A 19,609-nucleotide genomic window follows, 5' to 3' on the forward strand; every position below is an offset into this window, starting at 1 on the left:
GCTTTGCGGTCGATCCCCACTGCGTGAGGCCACCTCCGAACCGTAGCGGCAGATGAACGGCCAAGGCGTCGGTGGCCGACGTCGCTCGCTTTGCGGTCGATCCCCGCAAGCGGGGCCCCTCGCCCGGGAAGCTCGCAACGACCCCCCTCGCCCGGGAAGCTCACGCGCCTACTCGTAACCGAAGCGGCGCAGCTGGGCGGCATCGTCGGCCCAGCCGCGGCGCACCTTCACCCACACCTGGAGGAAGACCTTGCCGCCGAAAAGCGCTTCCATGTCCTTGCGAGCGCTGGAGGCGATGATCTTGAGCCGTTCGCCGCCCTCGCCGATCACGATCGCCTTGTGCGAGGGCTTGTCGACGTGGATAGTGGCGTGGATGCGCCGCAGCTTGCCGCTGTCTTCGAAGCGCTCGATCGAGACCGCAGTCGCATAGGGCAACTCGTCGCCGAGGTGGCGAAAGACCTTCTCGCGGATGAACTCGGCCGCGAAGAAGCGTTCGTCGCGGTCGGTCAGCTGCTCGGGCGGATAGAGCGGCGGCTGCAGTGGCAGTTGAGTTTCGATCTCGTGCAGCAGCGCATCGACCTGGTAGCCGGTTTGCGCCGACACCGGCACGATCGCACGCGGAGCGAGCCGGCGTTGCAGCGCATCGATATAGGGCAGGAGCTGCGAGCGCTCGGCGAGCCGGTCCACCTTGTTGGCCGCGATCAGCAGTGGAACGGCTTTCGGCAGCAGCTCGGCCACTCGCTCGTCATCCGGGGTGAAACGCGCCACCGTCACCACGAAAACGACCACGTCTACCTCGGCCAGGGCGCGCGTGACGGAGCGGTTCATCATGCTGCGCAGCGCATTGGCACCGCCGGCCTGGAAGCCGGGCGTATCGACGAAAGCGCATTGCGAACGCGGCGTAGTCACGATGCCGCAGACGCGATGCCGGGTCGTCTGCGGCTTGCGCGAGGTGATGCTGATCTTCTGTCCGATGAAGCGGTTGAGCAGCGTCGACTTGCCGACGTTGGGCCGGCCGACGATTGCCGCGTGCCCGGCGCGAAACTTTTCCGGCTCGCTCATCGTTAAGTCCGCGGGCTCGGCCGTGCGTTCATTGCGCGGCGATCTGGCCGTAAGCAAGCCTCGCCGCCTGCTGTTCCGCGGCGCGCCGGCTCAAGCCCTCGCCGAGCGTTCGGATCGAGAGCTGCGCGATCACGCACTCGACCGTAAAGCTCTGCCGGTGCGCTTCGCCCTCGGTGGCGACGATGCTGTAGCGAGGCAGCGCGATATGCCGGCCTTGCAGGTATTCCTGCAGCAACGTCTTCGCGTCCTTGCCGAGTACGGCCGCCGGGTCGTCGCTTTCCAGGACCGGTCTGAAGATGTGTTGCACGAGCTTGCGTGCAGCTGCGAATCCGCCGTCGACGTATACGGCCCCGATCAATGCTTCCAGTGCATCGGCGAGAATCGAAGGACGCTGCGCACCGCCGCTTCGCACCTCGCCCTCGCCCAAGTGCAGCAGCGCTCCGAGTTCGAGCGCGGCTGCGTACTCGAACAGCGTTTGCTGGCGCACGATGATGGCCCGGGCCCGCGACAGCTCTCCTTCGGTCAGTTGCGGAAAGCGCCTGTACAGCGCGTCGGCGACGATGCAATTCAGTACGCTGTCGCCCAGGAACTCCAGGCGCTCGTTGTGCGGGCTGCTGTGCGAGCGGTGCGTCAGCGCGGTGCGCAGCAGCGCCGGGTCCTTGAATCGATAACCGAGGCGCGTGGTCAGTGCGTCGGCTTGCATCGATCGGCCGCGAACCTCACTCGCCGCGCGCCTCGAAATCCATGCACGCGCTCAGGTTGTAGAACAGCGGAACCTTCACCGACCAGCTCGCGCTCACGCTCACGCTGTCGCCCTGCTTGGCGATTTCGAGGTCCTTCGAACCTACCGCCCGAATGTTGTCGATCGTCACGCGCCGCTCGAAGGCCGCCTGGATCTCGCGGGTCGAGCTGCGGTATTCCGGATTGTGCATGATATCGCTCAGCGCTTTCTTCACGGTCAGGTACTCGGCGTAGGCCGGGAACAGCTTGAATACCAGAAGCGCGACCACGATCAGCAATGCGCATATGAACAGCAGGCCGGACAACGCCAATCCTTTTTGTCTTCTCATGCCATTCCCCCCTTATTCGATGAACTTGCCGATGCGTTTCAGCTCGTCGAAGTTCCACCAGATCATGAATGCCTTGCCGACGATGTTGCGGTCCGGAACGAAGCCCCAGTAGCGGCTGTCGCTGCTGCTGTCGCGGTTGTCGCCCATCATGAAATAGTGGCCGGACGGTACCTTGCAGGTGAAGCCCCGGTCATTGTAGACACAATTGTCGCGATACGGGAATCGCTCCACGTCCGACAGATTGATCGGCGGGCGCTCGGTGCGATTGAGCGTGTAATACACGTGTTCGCCAAGGGTTTCGCGGACGCGCTGGAACTGCACCATGTGCAGCCCCGGCTCGATGTCGTAAAAGGTTCCGTCGGGCTTCGCGGGGACCGGCTTGCCGTTGACCTGCAAGCGCTTGTCCTGGTACTGGACCACGTCGCCCGGAATGCCGATCACCCGCTTGATGTAGTCCACCGAAGTGTTCTTCGGGTAGCGGAACACCATCACTTCGCCGCGTTGCGGTTGCGAAACGTCCAGTACTTTCACGTTCACCACCGGCAGACGTATGCCGTAGGTATACTTGTTGACCAGGATGAAGTCGCCGATCAGCAGCGTCTGCAGCATGGAGCCGGAAGGGATCTTGAACGGCTCCACCAGGAAAGAGCGCAGCAGGAAGACGATCAGGATCACCGGGAAGAAGCTCACCGGATACTCGATCCACCACGGCACCCGCGCATCGGCCAGGCGCCGCTTGCGCAGCCAGAAGCGATCGAGCGCGGTGACCGCCCCCGTCAGCACCAGCAGCAGGAACAGGAACAGTGCGAAATTCATGCGCGGCTCGAGCGGAGCCGCGCAGGCGGGGCGGCGCGGCTTGAACCGAGCCGCGCAAGCGGATCGGCGCGGCTTGCGGTCCGCGCGCCTGCGACTGTGTTGGTCATTACTTCTCTCCCACCTGCAGGATCGCCAGGAATGCCTCCTGCGGAATCTCGACCGAGCCCACCTGCTTCATGCGCTTCTTGCCCGCCTTCTGCTTTTCCAGCAGCTTGCGCTTGCGCGTGATGTCGCCCCCGTAGCACTTGGCCAGCACGTTCTTGCGCAGGGCCTTCACGTTCTCGCGCGCGATGATGTGCGCGCCGATCGCGGCCTGGATCGCGACATCGAACATCTGCCGCGGGATAAGGGTGCGCATCTTGGCGGCAAGCTCGCGGCCGCGGTACGGCGCATTCTGCCGGTGCACGATGAGCGACAGCGCGTCCACCTTGTCGCCGTTGATCAGGATGTCGAGCTTAACCAGCTCGCCGGCGCGAAACTCGCTGAGCTCGTAGTCGAGCGAGGCGTAGCCGCGCGAGACCGACTTGAGGCGATCGAAGAAGTCCATCACGATCTCGTTCAGCGGCATCTCGTAGGTGAGGATCACCTGGCGGCCGCTGTACTGCATGTTCTTCTGCACGCCGCGCTTCTGGTTGCACAAGGTCATGACCGGGCCGACGTAGTCCTGCGGCATGATGATGGTGGCGAGAATGATCGGCTCGCGGATCTCCTCGATCTTCGAAGCGTCCGGCAGCTTGGAGGGATTCTCGATCTCGATCTCCTCGCCGTCGCGCAGCAGCACCCGGTAGACCACCGTGGGCGCGGTGGTGATGAGATCCATGCCGTATTCGCGCTCGAGCCGCTCCTGCACGATGTCCATGTGCAAGAGGCCCAGGAAGCCGCAGCGGAAGCCGAAACCCAGTGCCTGCGACGATTCGGGCTCGAACTGCAGCGAAGCGTCGTTCAGATGCAGCTTCTGCAGCGCTTCGCGCAGCGCCTCGTACTGGTTCGACTCGACCGGATAGAGGCCCGCGAACACTTGCGGCTTGATGGTCTTGAAGCCGGGCAGCGGCACCTGCGCCGGGCGCTCCGCGAGCGTGAGCGTATCGCCCACCTGCGCATCGCGCAGATCCTTCACACCGGCCACGAGGAACCCGACTTCTCCCGCGCAGAGCGAATCGCGCAGGGCGGACTTGGGCGTGAACACGCCGACCTGCTCGCACAGGTGCACCGCTTGCGTCGCCATCATGAGGATGCGGTCCTTGGGCTGGAGCGCGCCGTCCACCACGCGCACGAGCATGACCACGCCGACGTAGTTGTCGAACCACGAATCGATCACCAGTGCCTTGAGCGGCGCATCGATATCGCCCTTGGGTGGCGGAATGCGCTCGATCACCATCTCCAGAATTTCGGCCACGCCCTCACCGGTCTTGGCACTGGCACGAACGGCATTGCCGGCATCGATGCCGATGATGTCCTCGATCTCCGCGATCACTCGCTCGGGCTCGGCCGACGGCAGGTCGATCTTGTTCAGCACCGGCACGACTTCCACGCCCTGCTCGGTTGCCGTGTAGCAGTTCGCCACCGTCTGCGCTTCGACGCCCTGGGAAGCATCGACCACCAGCAGCGCGCCCTCGCAGGCGGCGAGCGAGCGCGAAACTTCGTACGAGAAATCGACGTGGCCGGGCGTGTCGATCAGGTTGAGCGCGTAGGTGTTGCCGTCGCGGCTGCGGTAGCGCAACGCCGCCGTCTGCGCCTTGATGGTGATGCCCCGTTCGCGCTCCAGGTCCATCGAGTCGAGCACCTGCTCGCTCATCTCGCGCTCGGACAGCCCGCCGCAGAGCTGGATGATCCGGTCGGCCAGCGTCGACTTGCCGTGATCGATATGCGCGATGATGGAGAAGTTGCGGATGTGTTGCATCTGGGTCGGTCGTCGGCCAAGGCGGCCGGCATGGGCGGCGCGGGATTCGGATGCGGCCGGGACTGCGGCGCTCGGCTGCGCCTGGCAAGCGCGCCTCGCCCGGGTCGCGGGCGGTATTCTAGCGGAATGCCGCGAGGTACGCAGTAACCGCGGCGCGATCCAGAAAGTAGTGGCAAAGCTCGGTGTTGCCGTGCGCGAGCACCGGCACGCGCTCGCCGTAGCGTGCCTCCAGCGCCTGCGCCGCGTCCACGTCCACGATGTCGACCGTAAACCGGAAATCGGCAGCGAGCTCCGCCAGCGCGGCCTGCATGTCGTCGCAAAGATGGCAGTAGCGACGGGCATACAGGGTGAGACGAATGCCTTCGGCCGCTTGCGGCACGTTCACTCGATGCGCAGCGGCACGTAGATCGAGCCGCCCGAGCGTCGCACCAGCAACGCGACGCTGCGGCCCTTTTCGAACTGGCCGATCAACTGCGAAAACTGTTCCACGGACTTCAAGCTCTGATTATTGACCGCCACGATCACGTCGCCGCGGCGGATGCCGGCGCGTGCGGCCGCGCCGGTGGCCTCCTCGACCAGCACGCCGCTGGTGAGCTTCAATTCCTTCAGTTGTTCCTCGCGCAGGTCGGAGAGCGTCATGCCGAGCTTGCTCACCGTGGCCGTGTCCGGGGCCGGTTTCCCAGGCGCGCCGCGCCGGGGCGTGCGCGAGGCGGTTCGATCGTCGGGCATCTCGCCGACCGTGACGGTGAGATCGCGCGTCGCCTTGGCGCGCCACACCTGCAGCTGGACCCGGCTGCCAGGCTTGGTGTTGCCGACGAAGCGCACCAGGTCGTCGGCTGAATTGACCGGCTTGCCCTCGAAGCGCAGGATCACGTCGCTCACCTGCAGGCCGCCTTTCTCCGCCGGGCTGCCGGGCTCGACCGCATTCACCAGCGCGCCGGCCGGCTTCGGCAGCCCGAACGATTCGGCCATCTCCTTGGTCACCGGCTGGATGCCGACGCCGATGCGCCCGCGCGTGACTTTGCCGGAAGTTCGCAGCTGCTGCTGGATGTCCATCGCGACGTCGATCGGGATGGCGAACGAAAGCCCCATGAAGCCGCCGGTGCGGCTGTAGATCTGCGAATTGACGCCGACCACTTCGCCGCGCAAGTTGAACAGCGGTCCGCCCGAGTTGCCGGGATTCACCGCCACGTCGGTCTGGATGAACGGGACGAAATTCTCCTGCGGCAGCGAGCGGCCCTTCGCGCTCACGATCCCGGCGGTCACGGTGCTCTCGAAGCCGAAGGGCGATCCGATGGCAATCACCCACTCGCCGACTCTGAGCTTGTCCGGATCGCCGATGCGAACCGCCGGCAGCCCCGTCGCATCGATCTTCAGCAAGGCGATATCGGTCTTGCGGTCGGAGCCGATCACCTTCGCCTTGAACTCGCGCTTGTCGTTCAACTTGACCGTGATCTCGTCGGCCGACTCCACGACGTGCGCGTTGGTGAGAACGTAGCCATCGGTGGTGATGATGAAGCCCGAGCCGAGCGATTGCGATTCGAACTGTTGCGGCCCCGGGACCTGTGGCATGAAGCGGCGGAAGAATTCGTAGAACGGATCGTCCTCGGGGACGTTCGGCAGGCGCGGACCGCCGCGAGCGCGCGGCGCCGAGGTGGTGCTCACATTGACCACCGCGGGACCGTGCTTCTCGACCAGGCCGGTGAAATCGGGAAGCTGCGCCCGAGCACCCAGGGAAAACACAAGCAGCAAAGCCGCCAGGCAAAGCGATCTCATCATGGGATCCGCGAAATCAGGAGACGATCTTGTAATTATGGCTCACCGGAGCGCCGCCCCGGTGGGATTCATGGATACGGCTTGACGCGCATCACCGAATTGGCGAACTGCATAACGGTCGCGGCGGGCGCCTCCCCCAGGGCCGTTACGACGTAGCCCGCCTGCGGGCGGATGAAGATGTTGATGGCACCCTGGTGCGTGAGCTCCTGCGAGGCGCGCGCGCCGGCTACGGCCGGTTCGATGAACACCGATACCGCGGCCAGGCCGTCGGAGAACACGATCTGCGCGGCCGACTTGCCCTGAATGTTGCGCTTGAGCTCGAGCACCTTGCGGAATCCTGCCGGGCGGTTCAGGACCGTCCAGCGCAAGTCCGGCTCTGCGTTCGGCGCGAGCGACGACTGATCGAGCTTCCAGCCCGGGGCACGCGCATCGTAGCTCGGCTGCAGCTGCTCGCGCGCGATCGGCCCTCCGATCTGCACCTGCGTGAAGGCGAACATCTCGACGATTTCGTTGCGCTCGTTCACCGTCGAGGCGCGCAGCGGCAGACCGGTCTTGAGCTCGGCACAGAAGATGTGGCCATAACGCAGCGAGTCGCGCGGCTCCAGCACCGCGATCTGGCAATCGTGTCCGGCAACGCGTGCGAGCGCGCCTTTGCGCACACTGTAGTTCGACACGATCGCCGACATCTGCTCGGACACGACGGCAGGGAAGCGCCGTGCCGTGGCCCACTTCTCCATCTTGGCCCTCTTCGCGCCCGGGTAGAAGCAGGTCACTTCCCCGTTCGCACGCACGATCTCGCGCGGGGGGCCGTCGAGGGTTTCGAGCCGTTCGTAGTCGCCGGTGGCGTCGGTGAGGTGCCAGATGCGCGAGGTCTCGATCTGGCCGCCGTGCTTGTAGACGAAGGTGCCGCTGTAGTTCAGCTCACGGGCCGCAGTCGCCATCTGCCGCAGCAGCCGCATGCCCTCGGCCGGGGTCGTGCTGTCTTGCGCCGCCAATCCGTCTGCTGTCCAGGCGAGGAACAGCAGCGCGGCCAAGCTTGCCTTCATTTAACGTCCAGTCTCGACGGCCCCGGTCGTGACCGTGCGCACGTAGGGAGCCAGGCCTTGCAAGGTATTGCTGGGAGAAAATTCCTGGTGCGCCATGAGATAGGCATCGAACTCGCGCGCGGAGAACTGGATCGGGGCGGGCGTCGATGCCTGGGCGGGGAAGTGAACCGATTGGGCGTATTCGGGCAACGGGATGGAGGACTGGATGGCGACGGCGGGAACGACCATGTGGGAGGCGGGAGTCGCCATCGGTTGCACCGCCCCGCCCTGTTGTGTTTCCACCGCTATCCATGTGACGCTTGCTACGGCAGCGGCGGCCGCGAGGCTCGGCAGCGCCCAGCGCCTGCCGATCTCGCCTGAGATGCGCCGCGGCGCGAGAACGGTGGGTTCTTGGGCAAGCTGCCTTGCCACCGATCGCGTTACGCCGCAATCGGGGCACCACTCGCCGCGCAGCGCCGCGCCGATCAGGTGATACGTGGCCCACGCCTCGCGCAGGCCGTCGCGCTGCCTGACGTCCGCGACCAGCCGGGCGGCTTCGTCCCGCGCCAGCTCTCCGTCCATCAAGGCGGAAATCTTGTCCATCTCACCATCTCCTGTCCTTGCGCGTCTCCAGCTGAGGCCGCAGCTTCTCCGCGATGGCCTCGCGAGCTCGGAATATCCTGGAGCGAACCGTCCCGATAGGACAGTTCATGATGCCCGCGATATCCTCGTAGCTGAGACCTTCGAGCTCGCGCAAAGTGATTGCTGTCCTCAATTCCTCCGGCAGATCGTCGACGGCACGATTCACGGTCTCGGCGATCTGGCGGCTCATCAGTTCGTTCTCCGGCGTGTTGTAGTCCGGAACCTGCCCGCTCTCCTCCGATCCTTCCGAGTCCGCGCTCTCGATCTCGCTTACGGTCGGCGCCCGCCGCCCCATCGCGACGAGGTAATTCTTCGCCGTATTGATACCGATTCTGTACAGCCAGGTGTAGAACGCGCTATCGCCTCGGAACGACGGCAACGCGCGATACGCCTTGATGAACGCCTCCTGTGCAACATCCTCCACCTCGGTCGGATCGCGGATGAAGCGCGACAGCAACCGGATGAGCTTGCGCTGATACTTGGCAACCAGCAGCTCGAATGCAGACTTGTCGCCACGCTGCGCACGCTCGACCAATTGTTGGTCGACTTCCCGATCCCCCATGGTTCCGTTTCCTGATTGTTCTGGTCTATGGCGAGCGGTGCCCCGTCTCGTTCCTCCCCCGAGGGAGACGGGCCGGCCCACCCGGGACGCAATCGGCGGATTGCGCTTGGAATGGTCCGGCAAGTATACCGTTCGAGCCTGCCCCAGGAAAACGGACGGCTGACCGATATGGCACTGACAGCCGGAAAGCGGAATTAGTTCATCCTGAAGACATCGCGAATGATCCTGACTGCGCTGCTCGGACATGGGATCGTGCGACGCGCAGCGCGCGTGAGCTCGGATGTCTCGAAGGCATGCATCGACAAGCCCCACGCATACGCAACGCCCTGCGCGCGGCCGCCGACAGGCGCAGGGCCCGCCATCGGCGCGCGTATAATCGAGCGCTTCCAGCCGCAGCCTCGTCACCGTCCCGGAGCCGCCCATGACCGCGCGCGATTACGACCTCGAAGCCTTCTGGATGCCCTTCACCGCCAACCGGCAGTTCAAGGCGGCGCCCCGCATTCTGGTCTCGGCCAAGGATATGCACTATGTGTCCGAGGACGGGCGCAGGATCCTCGATTCCACCGCCGGGCTCTGGTGCGTCAATGCCGGCCACTGCCGCGAGCCCATCGTGCGCGCGATCGCGCAGCAGGCGCAAACGCTCGATTTCGCACCGACCTTCCAGATGGGCCATCCCGGACCGTTCCGGCTCGCGCAAAGCATCGCCCAGCTCGCGCCCGCGGATCTCGACCATGTCTTTTTCGCCAACTCGGGCTCCGAGGCGGTGGACAGCGCGCTCAAGATCGCGCTCGCCTATCACCGGGTGCGGGGCGAAGGCCAGCGCACGCGTTTCATCGGTCGCGAGCGCGCGTATCACGGCGTCAGCTTCGGCGGCATCTCGGTCGGCGGCATGACGCCCAACCGCAAGGCGTTCGGCGCGATGCTGCCGGGCGTCGATCACCTGCCGCATACCCACGATCTGGAAAAGATGGCGAACTCCCGCGGCCAGCCGCAATGGGGCGCGCACCTGGCCGACGAGCTCGAGCGGCTCGTGGCGCTGCACGACGCGTCCAATATCGCGGCTGTCATCGTCGAGCCGGTGCAGGGTTCGACCGGCGTGGTGGTACCGCCGAAGGGCTACCTCGAGCGGCTGCGCGCGATCTGCGACCGGCATGAGCTGCTGCTCATCTTCGATGAGGTCATCACCGGTTTCGGGCGCCTCGGCAAGGCCTTCGCCGCCGACTATTTCGGCGTCATCCCCGACATGATCACGTTCGCCAAGGGCGTGACCAGCGCCACCGTCCCGATGGGCGGGGTGATCGTGCGCAAGCCCGTTTTCGATGCCTTCCTGCAGGGCCCGGAAGGCATCGAGCTGTTCCACGGGTATACCTATTCGGGGCATCCGCTGGCCGCGGCAGCGGGCGAGGCAACGCTGGCCCTTTATCACGACGAGCAGTTGTTCGCGAATGCGGCCAAGCTGTCGGCGCATTTCGAGGACGCCGCTCATTCGCTCGTCGGCCTGCCCAACGTCGTCGACGTGCGCAATATCGGTCTGATGGCAGGCATCGAGCTCGCCCCGCGTCCGGGCAAGCCCGGCGCGCGCGGCTACGAAGCGCTGGTGCGCTGCTTCGAGGCGGGGGTGCTCACGCGCGTGAGCGGCGATACGCTCGCCTGTTCGCCGCCGCTGATCATCAGCAGGACACAGATCGACGAAATCTTCGGCACGATTGCCAAGGTGCTGCGCGAAATCGCCTGAAAACACAATGCCGGCGGCACGTTTACGAGGGCGTTTCGTTTGACCCAAACAGGGGCTGCAACGTAGAATTGGGCTCTCCTGACGCCCCACCCGTGGGGATTTGAGGTCAATTCCCCGATAGCTCAGTCGGTAGAGCGACGGACTGTTAATCCGCAGGTCGTAGGTTCGAGCCCTACTCGGGGAGCCAATGTCACGGACAGCGTAGTTCGTTCGGTTGGTCACGAGTGATCGAGGAAACGTTACGAGATGAGCGCCAAGACCGGAAGATTGTGCCCCTGTGGATCCGGACTTCCCGGGCGACGCCAATGGTCGCAAGGATGTCCCGACAAGATCGCTTGCCCTGCCTGCTTCGTGCGCACGCGGGAAAGGACACCGACTGCCCCGATCAGCGGCAAGCGCGATCAGCGTAATGCCGTGGCGCGGCGCAAACTCGAAGAACTGCGAGAACTAAGGGCTCTGTCCGATTTCTAGCGGCCACGCGCCGATCCACCGGCGGCTCCTTCCGGCTGCATTTCCTTTCGTCTTGCTGAACGCTGCGATCGCGCATCCGATTCGGGTGCGCCAGCGGCGCTTTTCATAAGCCCCGGCACCCAAGGCGCATGCGGTATGCTTGCGCCATTTCCCCGCCCCCGATTCGATCGCCATGGCTCGAGCGCCGCAGATAGCCAGCGCCCAGGCAGCCGCGCCGCTCGCCACGCGCGCGTTCTTGCTGCTGTGCTGCGCGATGTTCCTGGGCTATGCGAATCACTGGATGCTGACCCCGGTAATTCCACTCTATGTGGATGCGTTGGGCGGATCGGCCTTCGTCGCGGGGCTCGCGCTGCTCGCCTTTTCCATACCGAGCTTCGTGGTACGGCCGTTCGTGGGCCGCATCGCCGATCGCTGGAACGCGCCCGGGGTACTCGCCATCGGCCTGGTGTTGCTCGCGCTCGGCAGCCTGGCCTTGATCTGGCCGCTGCTCGTCCTGGTCTTCGTCGGCAACATCGTGCGCGGTCTGGGCTGGGCAGGCCTCAATACGGGCGGATATACCACCCTGGCCAGCGCCGCACCCGCGCAGCGCCGGGGTGAAGCGGCCGGCTATTACACCAGCGCCACGTCCGGAGCCGCCATCGTTTTCCCGGCGCTCGGGCTGTGGCTGCTCGCCATGCCGGGGACGTTTTCAACCGTGCTGTTGGGCGCCACCTTCTTCACCCTGCTCGGCCTGCCGTTCGCTCTCCCGCTCACGCGGGCTGCGGCGGATGCGCGCGCATCGCGTCCGGTCGACGCCGCGCCCACCGCGGGGCTACTGGACCGCGGCGTACTGATCGCGACCGGCCTCAATCTCTGTTGCACCCTCGCCATGCCGTCGGTGATGGCGTTCCTGCCGCTGTACGCGCGCTCGCTCGGCATCGCGCACATCGGCCTGTTCTACGTCATCGCCGGAGCGACCAACATCGTCGTCCGGCCGCTGCTGGGCCGCTGGTCGGATGCGATGGGGCGTGGCCCGGCGATCGCGTTGGGCCTCGGTGCCCTACTCGTCGGGCTGGCACTGATCTTCATGGCGAACGATCTGGTCCTGATTCTCGCCGGCGGGGTGTTCGTGGCGCTCGCCATGGCCATGACCGGTTCCACTACGACGGCGCTCGCCATGGATCTCGCCAACCCGCGTTCGCGCGGCCACGCGATGGCCACCTTCAGCATCTCGTTCCAGCTCGGCGCCGGCGTGGGCGGCATCATCGCGGGCGCTGCTGCGGATCTGCTGGGCTTGCGCGGCATGTATGCCGCCTCGATCGCAATCACGCTGTGCGGGTTCGGTCTGCTCGCGAATGGATGGAAACTGCTGCCGCGACCGGCCGCCGCTGCCGATCGGGTCTAGCCCAGCCTCGAAATTGGGCTGCTACAACGTGCCGCGAACGATGCGCAGCCCATGCCGCAGCCGCTCGATGCCGTCGGCCAGGCGTTGCTCGTCGGCAGCGAAGCACCAGCGCACGAAGCCTTCGCCCTCCTCACCGAAGGCGGCCCCGGGCGCGAGCCCCAACCCCGCCTCGACCACCATGCGCTTGCAGAAGGCGAGGCTGTCCGACATGCCGTCGACGCGAAAGAACGCATACATCGCTCCGGGCGGCGAAGCGGCCTGGACGCCTTCGATGGTGCGCAATCGATCGACCAGGAAATCGCGCGCGCGGCGAAATCGCGCCAAGGTGCGCGCAATTACCGGCTCGCCATTCGCGATGGCGGCGAGGCCCGCATACTGGATGAACCCGGGCGCGGACGACGTGTTGAACTCGATCAGCTTGGCGATCTCCGGGACCAGCACGCGCGGCGCCACCAGCCAGCCGAGCCGCCAGCCCGTCATGAGCCAGGACTTGGAGAAGGTGTTGGTCGCCAGCACCCGTTCGTCGCGCTCGGCCAGATCGAGAAACGAAGGAGCGCAGACGCGCCGGACTCCGTCGTCGGCTGCGTCGGGATAGTACAAGCGCTCGTAGGCATCGTCGGCGACGATCCAGATACCGTGACGGCGGCAGTGTTCGAGCACGATTTTCTGGCCCGCGCGATCGATCATCCAGCCGGTCGGGTTGTTGGGCGCATTCAGGTAAAGCGCGCGGGTATCTGGGGTGAGCGCGGCGAGCAGCCGCTCGAGGTCGAGCGACCATTGCGGATTGCCGTCGGCCGCGAGCCGAAATTCCAGCGGCACGCGCACGATCTGCGCGCCCATGAGGCGCGGTGCGGAAGTGATGTTGGGCCATAGCGGCGTGACGGCGACGACCCGGTCGCCGCGACCGACCAGCGCTTGCGAGACCAGCATCAGCGCCGACATGCCGGAACTGGTCACCACGATCTCGTCGGCCACCACCGGACGACGCAGGCGCGAGACATACGCCGCCAGTGCTTCGCGCAGCGCCGGCAAACCGTAGTTGTGCGTGTAGAACGTTTCGCCCCGAGCCAGCGCTTCGGTTGCCGCATCGCGGATGAACTGCGGCGTGACCTCGTCCGGCTCGCCGAACCAGAACGGCAGCACGTCGCGTTTACCGAGCCCGGCATTGGCCACTTCGCGGATGAGCGAGCTCGCAATGGCGCGCACATTGGCGTGCGCTTCGATCGGAAAGTCTGTCACCATCCCTCCCCTTCGTACATGCCGCGAGCCCCGATTCTTGCCCGGCACAGCGCCGATGCCCGCATTGTAGCGTTGCGGCGGCCGCTTTCGCCGCATCAGCCACCAAGGCCAAGGAGCACCTTCCTTTGCGAGCGGGACCGCAACACGAGCGCATTGCGATGCGTATTTCATTCGAGCTCGCACGCGTGCCTCAGGTCGACCGCATCGCGTGTCGGCAGAATGCGACGGCGCGAGAGCGATGTTGCGGCCTGTTAGAATGCGCGGCGCGCGCTCAAAGCCCGGGGATCGACATGTTCGCCAAACTCATGCCGCAGGAGAACCGCTTCTTCGATTACTTCGAGGCGCTGGCGGACGAGGCTGTCAAGATCAGCCGCGAGCTGGAGGCCATGCTGCGTAATTTCGACCAGCTGCAGCATCGCACCTTCAACATCGAAACCATCGAAAAGCGCGGCGATCGCATCACGCACGATACCATCGACCTGCTGCACAAGACCTTCATCACCCCGATCGATCGCGACGCCATCCACCGGCTGATCACCCGCATGGACGACATCCTGGATTTGTCCGAGGATGTCGCCCAATCGATCGTGCTCTTCGACGTGCAGGCGACCACCGCCGAGGCCTGCAAGCTGGCGGCCTTGTGCGTCGCGAGCTGCGAGCACGTCCGGAGCGCGGCCGGGCTGCTGCGCAACATGGGCAACGCCGAGCCGATCCTGAAGATCTGCGCCGAGATCGACAAGCTCGAATCCGAGGCCGACCACGTGATGCGCTCGGCGATGGCGCGGCTTTTTCGCGACGAGACCGACGTGAAGGAGCTGATCAAGCTGCGTTCGATCTACGAGCTGCTCGAGACCATCACCGATGCTGCCGAGGACGTGGCGAACCTCATCGAAGGCATCGTGGTCGAGAACGCGTGAAGAATCGAGCGCTGCTGCAGCAGAGACCACCCCGTCCGCGACAGTGTCGCGTCCCGCCCCTCCTCGACGAGGAGGGGAAAAAAGCTCTACCCTCCTCGTCGAGGAGGGTCGCGGTCGAAGGACGCGGGGTGGTCGCCTTGGATCAGTCCACGGTCTGCGCGATCCGGGCTGCTCTACAAGGAAGCGACCGCGGTCGTGCGTGAGGTAAGGCGATGAGCTTCGAGATCTTCGTCTTTCTCGTCGTCGTCGCGCTCGTGTTCGACTTTCTCAATGGATTTCACGACGCGGCCAATTCGATCGCGACCATCGTCTCCACCGGCGCGATGAGTCCCCGGTGGGCGATCGTATGGGCGGCGTTCTTCAACTTCATCGCATTCCTGTTCTTCGGCCTGCACGTCGCGGCGACGATCGGCAAGGGCATCGTCGACCCGGTCATCGTCGATCACTCCGTAATCTTCGGCGCACTGGCGGGCGCCATCAGCTGGAACTTGATCACGTGGTATTTCGGCATTCCGTCGAGCTCCTCGCACGCGCTGGTGGGCGGCATCAGCGGCGCGGCAGTCGCCAAGGCGGGCTTCGGGTCGCTCATCGGCAGCGGGTTCGCCAAGACGGCGGCCGCGATCGTGATCTCGCCGCTGTTCGGGTTCATGCTGGCCGCCACGCTCATGATCGCGATCGCCTGGCTCGCCCGGCGTACGACGCCCCAGCGGGTGGATCGGCTGTTTCGGCGCCTGCAGTTCGTCTCGGCCGCTGCGGAGCAAGGCGCGCACTGTGCTCCCGGCGCACCAGGCCGACCAGCCAGTCGAGCACGCAGTAGAAGGCGCCCGCGGCGAACGGCGGGTTGAGCGTGTGCCAGCCGAGCCATGGCGCCTGGCCGCGCCAGGTCCAGTTGCCGAGCCAGGTGCCCCAAAGCTCCATGGCGAGCGCGAGAACGAACATCGTTGCGTACAGCTTCGGCGCCGGCCCGTAGCGCATGCACAGCACGAACAGCACGGTGAGCGCGAGGCTCAGTTGGTCGCGCCCCTCGATCGCCAACACGATCGCGACCAGGGCGATCAGCGCGCTCGCTGCCGACGTTGCGCGCAGCGGCACGCGTTGGCACAGCCACCAGCCGAGCGCATAGAGCAGCACATGCCCCGGTGGGACGAACAGCGGCAGATTGCCCAGGCGGTAGTCGTAGACGCGCCACACGAGCGCGAGGAACACTTCTCCGGCGGTGGCGAACAGCAGGCAGGCGGCCAAGGCGATGCGCTCGGGCGGCGCGCTTCGCCACAGCAGCGCGCCGAACAAGCTCCAGGCCGCCAAATCGACCGCCGGCTGGCTCCAACGCGCACCCAGACTGTCCAGCGCGAGGCCGCAGACGATGGTGACGACGGTGCACGCGGCAAAGGCTCGGTTCACCGCATCCACGTCCCGGATCGCGCATGGCAGTCGGATGCGACGCTCGCCCGCGCGGCGGACTTGCAGGCCGAAGCTCGGTACGCGCCACCCGTGAACATCATCCCTACTCGCCATCTCGGACGGTGAGCCGGCATGTTAGCGCATAGCTCCGGTAATATGGACCAGGGCAAGAGTCGACGTGCCCCGATATCGTTTGCAATTGCATCCCGCGGCCGACATGAAGCTCACGATAGAACAGGCAACCGATCTGGCGGTCTCGGCTTTGAGCCGCCATGGACTTTCCTCCGGGCACGCCCGTCAGGTGGCCGATCACCTGGTCGAGTCCGCCCTGTGCGGGCACGAATTCTCCAGCCTGCCGCGCGTGGCTGCGATCGTGGAGGAGTTGCGCGCGAAGACCACTGCGCCCACGCCGATAGAGCTCGTGCGCGAGGACGGCTCCTGCGCGCACATCGACGGCGGTGACAACATCGGTTACGTGGTCTCGCTGAGCGCCGTCGACAAGGCGGTCGAGATCGCGCGCCGGCTAGGGGTTGCCGTCGTGACGGCCGACAACACCTGGTTCAGCGGACGCTGCGCCTACTACGTGGAGCGGGCGGCGCGGCGAGGCTTCGTCGCATTGCATACGACCAACACGACGGCCCGCGTGGCGCCGCTCGGCGGCGCCGAGCGCATCATGGGAACCAATCCGTTCGCGATTGCCTTCCCGTGCAAGTCCGATCCGATCGTCATCGACATCGGCACTTCGGCCATCACCTGGGGCGATGTCGTGCTCGCGCGCACCAAGGGCGAGCCGCTACCCGACGGGGTTGCCGTCGACCCGGCGGGTGAGGTGACGCGCGATCCACAAGCGGCGCTCGACGGCGCCTTCATGCCCTGGGGCGGCCAGCGCGGCAGCGCGCTTTCACTCGCGGTGCAGTTGCTCGGGATATTGGCCGGCAGCGCCCCGGTCATAGCCGGCACCGCGGGCTACGGCCTGTTGTTCGTGGTTATCGATCCGGCGCGCGTCGGGGCCGGGGGCGGGTTCGAGGCGCAGGCGGCCGAGCTTCGCCGCATCGTTACGGCGAGCCGTGCGCTGGCGGGTGACGCGCGGGTGCGGATGCCGGGCGACGGCAGTCAGTCGCGCAAACAGCAGTCGCTCGGCGAAGGCTACATCGCGGTCGACGACAAGGTCTACGCGCGCCTGGTCGAATTGACGCGCTAGCGACGATCAGCGCAGCTCCACTCCGCGCCGCTTCCACCAGGCCGTGCTCCACGGCGCCCGCGCTTGGCACGCGAAGGGTTGTTGCCTGGTATGACTGCCTATCCCGGGCGGCGACGCAACAGGCGAGTGAGTTCCTGGACATCGCCCAGGCGCTCGAGCTGCTGCACGCATTCGGCGATGGCGCCGGCATCGACCGCAAGCGGTGAGAACGACGCCAGGCGCCCGAACTTGTGCAGCAATTCGTCGCCGGCGAGCGGATCGGCGACGGTCCCGTGCGGGTCGAGCGTGAAACCGTGCCGGCGCTCGCCGTTCGCAAGCTCGAGCTCGATGCGCGTGCCGAAGCGGCCCGGATAGGCGGCTTCGCATTCGGGATCGACGCGAAGCTGCACTCGCTGCGCGAGGCCGCGAAGGCTCGGATCGGCGATGGCCTGCAGCGTGAACGCCGCCGGATCGCCCGGATCCGCCGTCACGGCCAGCGCTGCGCAGTAGGGAATGCTGTACTGCGCTTCCATTTCGTCGCGCGGCGTCGCGTTGGCGTTGTGCTTTACCGCGAAGGCGCTGGTGCCGACCACGATTCGCCGCACGCTCTCGGGCGGCAGCGGACCCTCGCCGCGCAGGCGCTGGAGCAGCTGGGCCACACCCTGAATCCAGCCGCAGATCGGATAGACCTTGACCCAGACCTCAGCGATGTACCAATGCTCACCGAGCGCGTGCGACAAGTGCTCCGGAAGTGAGTGAGCGCCGCTGAAAACCTCCAGCAGCCCGAGGTGTCCGTCGAGCGCGTTGGCGGGACCGGTGCATCCGCGCCGAGCGAGCTGCGCGGCCCGCACGCCGGCCTCCGCTGCCCGGCCAGCGTGCATGCGCTTCACCATCCCGCCACCGCTGCCCGCGGCGAACGCCTTGATGCCCGATGCCATCGAGCAGGCGAGACCGGCCGCGCTTTCGAGTTGTGCAATGCCGGCGCGCATGATCGTGCCGGCGGCGATTGCCGCAGCGACCGGCCCGACGACGCTCGTCTTGTGAAAGCCGCGCTGCGAGGGTTCCGCTCCGAGCGCCAGGCTGATGCGCGCGGTTGCCTCGTAGCCGGCCACGATAGCCGCCAGCATGCGTTCTCCGCTGGCGCGCGCCGCCTCCGCCGTCGCGAGCACCGCGGGCAAGATCACGGTACCGGGATGCACGATGGCCGCAGGGATGAGATCGTCCAGCTCGAAGCCGTGGATCGCAGTTCCGTTGGCGAGCGCAGCCGCCGCGGCGGCCGTCGTGCGCTCGCCGCCAAACACGGTGCACTCGCCCGAGGCGGCATCGGCTGCGATCTCCTCGCGCATGATGCGCGACCACGGCTGGCTTGCGCCGAACAAGCCGCAACCGAGGTTGTCGAGGAGGCAGCGTTTGGCCTGGGCTGCGAGCGCGGGCGGTAGCGGGCGCTGCGCCAGGTCGTGCGCGAATTCGAGCAGCCGGCGTGCGTGCATCGTCTCGTCCGATGGCGAGACGATGCTATGCGCCGGGGTAGGCATCGGAGCCGTAGAAGTCGCGAATGCGCTGCAGATACTCCCCGCTCGGGGCCGCAAAGCCGAAGCGCTTGCTGGTGAAACGCCCCGTGTACTTGTGCAGCCGCACGGCGAGCTCGCCCATCTTCACCAGCTCGACGATGCCGTTGACGATCGGCGCACGGTCGATCTCGTAGGTGCCCGCCTCGGCGAGGAACACGATGACATCACCGCCGGCCGGAATGATGACTTCGGCGCCCTTCGCCAGCAGCCGCCGCGCCGAGGCCATGAAGTCGTCGACGACCTTGCCGCGCAGCCGATCGTCGACCATCGCCTTCTTCAACTCGAGCGGCGAGGTATTGAGGCCTTCGGCGCCGACCACGCGCGCTTCGAATCCCAGGCGGCGCACGTTCTCCATGATTCGCGGCGTCCACTTGTCGCTCACCGTGATGAGCCCCACCGTCGCGCCCATCATGCACGAGACCAGCAGCGAGGTTTCCGTGAGCGCCAGCACCGGAATGGTGACGACCTCGCGCGCGGCCAATATCCCCGAATCGCTGGCGTTGCCGATGAGGAATGCGTCGAACCCTTCGCGCTGGGCCTGCATGGCGTTGTAGATGACTTCGCGGGTGTCGTGGTACTCGAGGAAGCGGTAGTGCACGCCGATACCGGCCGATTCATGGACGCCCTGCAGGTGCACCTCGGTGCCAGAATCGGCACATTGGTCGATGACGCGCTTCAGAATCGCGCCGTAGGGCGTCGCCTCGGTTTCGCGCGCGAGGCTCTGGTACCACAGCTTCATGCATACTCCTCCGGTCGGAACGGCTCGCGAGACGCGCATCGCGCCTCGGCCGTAGCCGATTATGGTGGCTTCGCAACGGCACGGCAATGAAGTCTCGCCCGCGAGCTGCAACCCGACAC

The 19,609-nt window shown here is 66.0% G+C and carries 18 protein-coding genes, 1 tRNA gene and 1 pseudogene; 6 read left to right on the forward strand and 14 right to left on the reverse strand.

Translation table 11 applies throughout. The annotated features are described in order from the left end of the window. Nucleotides 1-168: 168 nt before the first annotated feature. From GEV05_05575 to rpoE, 10 genes are all read right to left on the reverse strand, one after another. On the reverse strand, nt 169-1,062 hold the full coding sequence (locus GEV05_05575; GenBank protein ID MPZ42865.1) for a GTPase Era: 894 nt from the start codon (nt 1,060-1,062) through the stop codon (nt 169-171). Between the two features lie 28 nt (nt 1,063-1,090). Further along, nucleotides 1,091-1,765, reverse strand: a complete 675-nt coding sequence (locus GEV05_05580; GenBank protein MPZ42866.1) for a ribonuclease III — start codon at nt 1,763-1,765, stop codon at nt 1,091-1,093. A 16-nt stretch (nt 1,766-1,781) separates the two neighbouring features. Beyond that, the gene (locus GEV05_05585; protein ID MPZ42867.1) at nt 1,782-2,132 is read right to left on the reverse strand and encodes a DUF4845 domain-containing protein; all 351 of its coding nucleotides are present in this window, start codon (nt 2,130-2,132) and stop codon (nt 1,782-1,784) included. Nucleotides 2,133-2,144: 12 nt separating this feature from the next. After that, nucleotides 2,145-2,948, reverse strand: a complete 804-nt coding sequence (lepB, locus tag GEV05_05590) for a signal peptidase I (GenBank protein ID MPZ42868.1) — start codon at nt 2,946-2,948, stop codon at nt 2,145-2,147. 106 nt (nt 2,949-3,054) lie between these two features. Beyond that, on the reverse strand, nt 3,055-4,848 hold the full coding sequence (gene lepA, locus GEV05_05595; GenBank protein MPZ42869.1) for an elongation factor 4: 1,794 nt from the start codon (nt 4,846-4,848) through the stop codon (nt 3,055-3,057). Between the two features lie 118 nt (nt 4,849-4,966). Beyond that, on the reverse strand, nt 4,967-5,158 hold the full coding sequence (locus GEV05_05600) for a glutaredoxin family protein (GenBank protein ID MPZ42870.1): 192 nt from the start codon (nt 5,156-5,158) through the stop codon (nt 4,967-4,969). A 71-nt stretch (nt 5,159-5,229) separates the two neighbouring features. Continuing rightward, on the reverse strand, nt 5,230-6,627 hold the full coding sequence (locus GEV05_05605) for a Do family serine endopeptidase (GenBank protein ID MPZ42871.1): 1,398 nt from the start codon (nt 6,625-6,627) through the stop codon (nt 5,230-5,232). 65 nt (nt 6,628-6,692) lie between these two features. Further along, entirely contained in the window at nt 6,693-7,670 is a 978-nt protein-coding gene (locus tag GEV05_05610; GenBank protein ID MPZ42872.1) for a hypothetical protein, read from the reverse strand. After that, nucleotides 7,671-8,252, reverse strand: coding sequence for a hypothetical protein (locus GEV05_05615; GenBank protein MPZ42873.1), 582 nt, complete (start codon nt 8,250-8,252; stop codon nt 7,671-7,673). A 1-nt stretch (nt 8,253) separates the two neighbouring features. Continuing rightward, nucleotides 8,254-8,853, reverse strand: coding sequence for an RNA polymerase sigma factor RpoE (gene rpoE / locus GEV05_05620; protein MPZ42874.1), 600 nt, complete (start codon nt 8,851-8,853; stop codon nt 8,254-8,256). Nucleotides 8,854-9,274: 421 nt separating this feature from the next. Between rpoE and GEV05_05625 the strand changes: the two genes are divergently transcribed. The 3 genes from GEV05_05625 (at nt 9,275) to GEV05_05635 (ending at nt 12,443) form a co-directional block, all read left to right on the forward strand. Next, nucleotides 9,275-10,588, forward strand: a complete 1,314-nt coding sequence (locus GEV05_05625; protein ID MPZ42875.1) for an aminotransferase class III-fold pyridoxal phosphate-dependent enzyme — start codon at nt 9,275-9,277, stop codon at nt 10,586-10,588. Nucleotides 10,589-10,699: 111 nt separating this feature from the next. Next, a tRNA-Asn gene (locus GEV05_05630) sits at nt 10,700-10,775 on the forward strand. A 456-nt stretch (nt 10,776-11,231) separates the two neighbouring features. Next, complete coding sequence (locus GEV05_05635) at nt 11,232-12,443, forward strand: MFS transporter (protein MPZ42876.1); 1,212 nt, start codon at nt 11,232-11,234, stop codon at nt 12,441-12,443. A 21-nt stretch (nt 12,444-12,464) separates the two neighbouring features. On the opposite strand, the gene GEV05_05640 is transcribed toward GEV05_05635, so the two are convergent. Beyond that, nucleotides 12,465-13,685 (reverse strand): aminotransferase class I/II-fold pyridoxal phosphate-dependent enzyme, encoded by a 1,221-nt coding sequence (locus GEV05_05640; GenBank protein MPZ42877.1) that lies wholly within the window; start codon nt 13,683-13,685, stop codon nt 12,465-12,467. 287 nt (nt 13,686-13,972) lie between these two features. Here GEV05_05640 and GEV05_05645 point away from each other — a divergent pair, with 287 nt between their 5' ends. Beyond that, a complete protein-coding gene (locus tag GEV05_05645; protein ID MPZ42878.1) occupies nt 13,973-14,599 on the forward strand; it encodes a DUF47 family protein in 627 nt (208 codons plus the stop codon). 212 nt (nt 14,600-14,811) lie between these two features. Further along, nucleotides 14,812-15,444 (forward strand): hypothetical protein, encoded by a 633-nt coding sequence (locus GEV05_05650; protein ID MPZ42879.1) that lies wholly within the window; start codon nt 14,812-14,814, stop codon nt 15,442-15,444. Here the strand turns inward: GEV05_05650 and GEV05_05655 are convergent. Next, nucleotides 15,386-16,000 (reverse strand): annotated as a pseudogene (locus GEV05_05655) (hypothetical protein). The gene GEV05_05650 and the pseudogene GEV05_05655 overlap by 59 nt on opposite strands. 217 nt (nt 16,001-16,217) lie before the next feature. Between GEV05_05655 and GEV05_05660 the strand changes: the two are divergent. Further along, nucleotides 16,218-17,201 (forward strand): Ldh family oxidoreductase, encoded by a 984-nt coding sequence (locus GEV05_05660; protein ID MPZ42880.1) that lies wholly within the window; start codon nt 16,218-16,220, stop codon nt 17,199-17,201. Between the two features lie 98 nt (nt 17,202-17,299). Here GEV05_05660 and GEV05_05665 read toward each other — a convergent pair whose 3' ends face one another. After that, a complete protein-coding gene (locus GEV05_05665) occupies nt 17,300-18,715 on the reverse strand; it encodes an MmgE/PrpD family protein (protein MPZ42881.1) in 1,416 nt (471 codons plus the stop codon). Then, nucleotides 18,696-19,490: a hypothetical protein gene (locus GEV05_05670; protein MPZ42882.1), complete on the reverse strand. Its 795-nt coding sequence runs from the start codon at nt 19,488-19,490 to the stop codon at nt 18,696-18,698. Before GEV05_05670 ends, GEV05_05665 begins: the two co-directional genes overlap by 20 nt. Nucleotides 19,491-19,609 lie beyond the last annotated feature (119 nt).

The organism is Betaproteobacteria bacterium, from assembly GCA_009377585.1.
GTDB lineage: Bacteria > Pseudomonadota > Gammaproteobacteria > Burkholderiales > WYBJ01 > WYBJ01.

Bases quoted from the DNA above. Each gene is read 5' to 3' on its own strand.
- GEV05_05605 (MPZ42871.1), bottom strand. From the start codon at position 6,627: ATGATGAGATCGCTTTGCCTGGCGGCTTTGCTGCTTGTGTTTTCCCTG.
- GEV05_05585 (MPZ42867.1), bottom strand. From the start codon at position 2,132: ATGAGAAGACAAAAAGGATTGGCGTTGTCCGGCCTGCTGTTCATATGC.
- rpoE (MPZ42874.1), bottom strand. From the start codon at position 8,853: ATGGGGGATCGGGAAGTCGACCAACAATTGGTCGAGCGTGCGCAGCGT.
- GEV05_05640 (MPZ42877.1), bottom strand. From the start codon at position 13,685: ATGGTGACAGACTTTCCGATCGAAGCGCACGCCAATGTGCGCGCCATT.
- lepA (MPZ42869.1), bottom strand. From the start codon at position 4,848: ATGCAACACATCCGCAACTTCTCCATCATCGCGCATATCGATCACGGC.
- GEV05_05645 (MPZ42878.1), top strand. From the start codon at position 13,973: ATGTTCGCCAAACTCATGCCGCAGGAGAACCGCTTCTTCGATTACTTC.
- GEV05_05615 (MPZ42873.1), bottom strand. From the start codon at position 8,252: ATGGACAAGATTTCCGCCTTGATGGACGGAGAGCTGGCGCGGGACGAA.
- lepB (MPZ42868.1), bottom strand. From the start codon at position 2,948: ATGAATTTCGCACTGTTCCTGTTCCTGCTGCTGGTGCTGACGGGGGCG.
- GEV05_05635 (MPZ42876.1), top strand. From the start codon at position 11,232: ATGGCTCGAGCGCCGCAGATAGCCAGCGCCCAGGCAGCCGCGCCGCTC.
- GEV05_05610 (MPZ42872.1), bottom strand. From the start codon at position 7,670: ATGAAGGCAAGCTTGGCCGCGCTGCTGTTCCTCGCCTGGACAGCAGAC.
- GEV05_05660 (MPZ42880.1), top strand. From the start codon at position 16,218: ATGAAGCTCACGATAGAACAGGCAACCGATCTGGCGGTCTCGGCTTTG.
- GEV05_05580 (MPZ42866.1), bottom strand. From the start codon at position 1,765: ATGCAAGCCGACGCACTGACCACGCGCCTCGGTTATCGATTCAAGGAC.
- GEV05_05665 (MPZ42881.1), bottom strand. From the start codon at position 18,715: ATGCCTACCCCGGCGCATAGCATCGTCTCGCCATCGGACGAGACGATG.
- GEV05_05625 (MPZ42875.1), top strand. From the start codon at position 9,275: ATGACCGCGCGCGATTACGACCTCGAAGCCTTCTGGATGCCCTTCACC.
- GEV05_05650 (MPZ42879.1), top strand. From the start codon at position 14,812: ATGAGCTTCGAGATCTTCGTCTTTCTCGTCGTCGTCGCGCTCGTGTTC.
- GEV05_05670 (MPZ42882.1), bottom strand. From the start codon at position 19,490: ATGAAGCTGTGGTACCAGAGCCTCGCGCGCGAAACCGAGGCGACGCCC.
- GEV05_05575 (MPZ42865.1), bottom strand. From the start codon at position 1,062: ATGAGCGAGCCGGAAAAGTTTCGCGCCGGGCACGCGGCAATCGTCGGC.
- GEV05_05600 (MPZ42870.1), bottom strand. From the start codon at position 5,158: ATGCAGGCCGCGCTGGCGGAGCTCGCTGCCGATTTCCGGTTTACGGTC.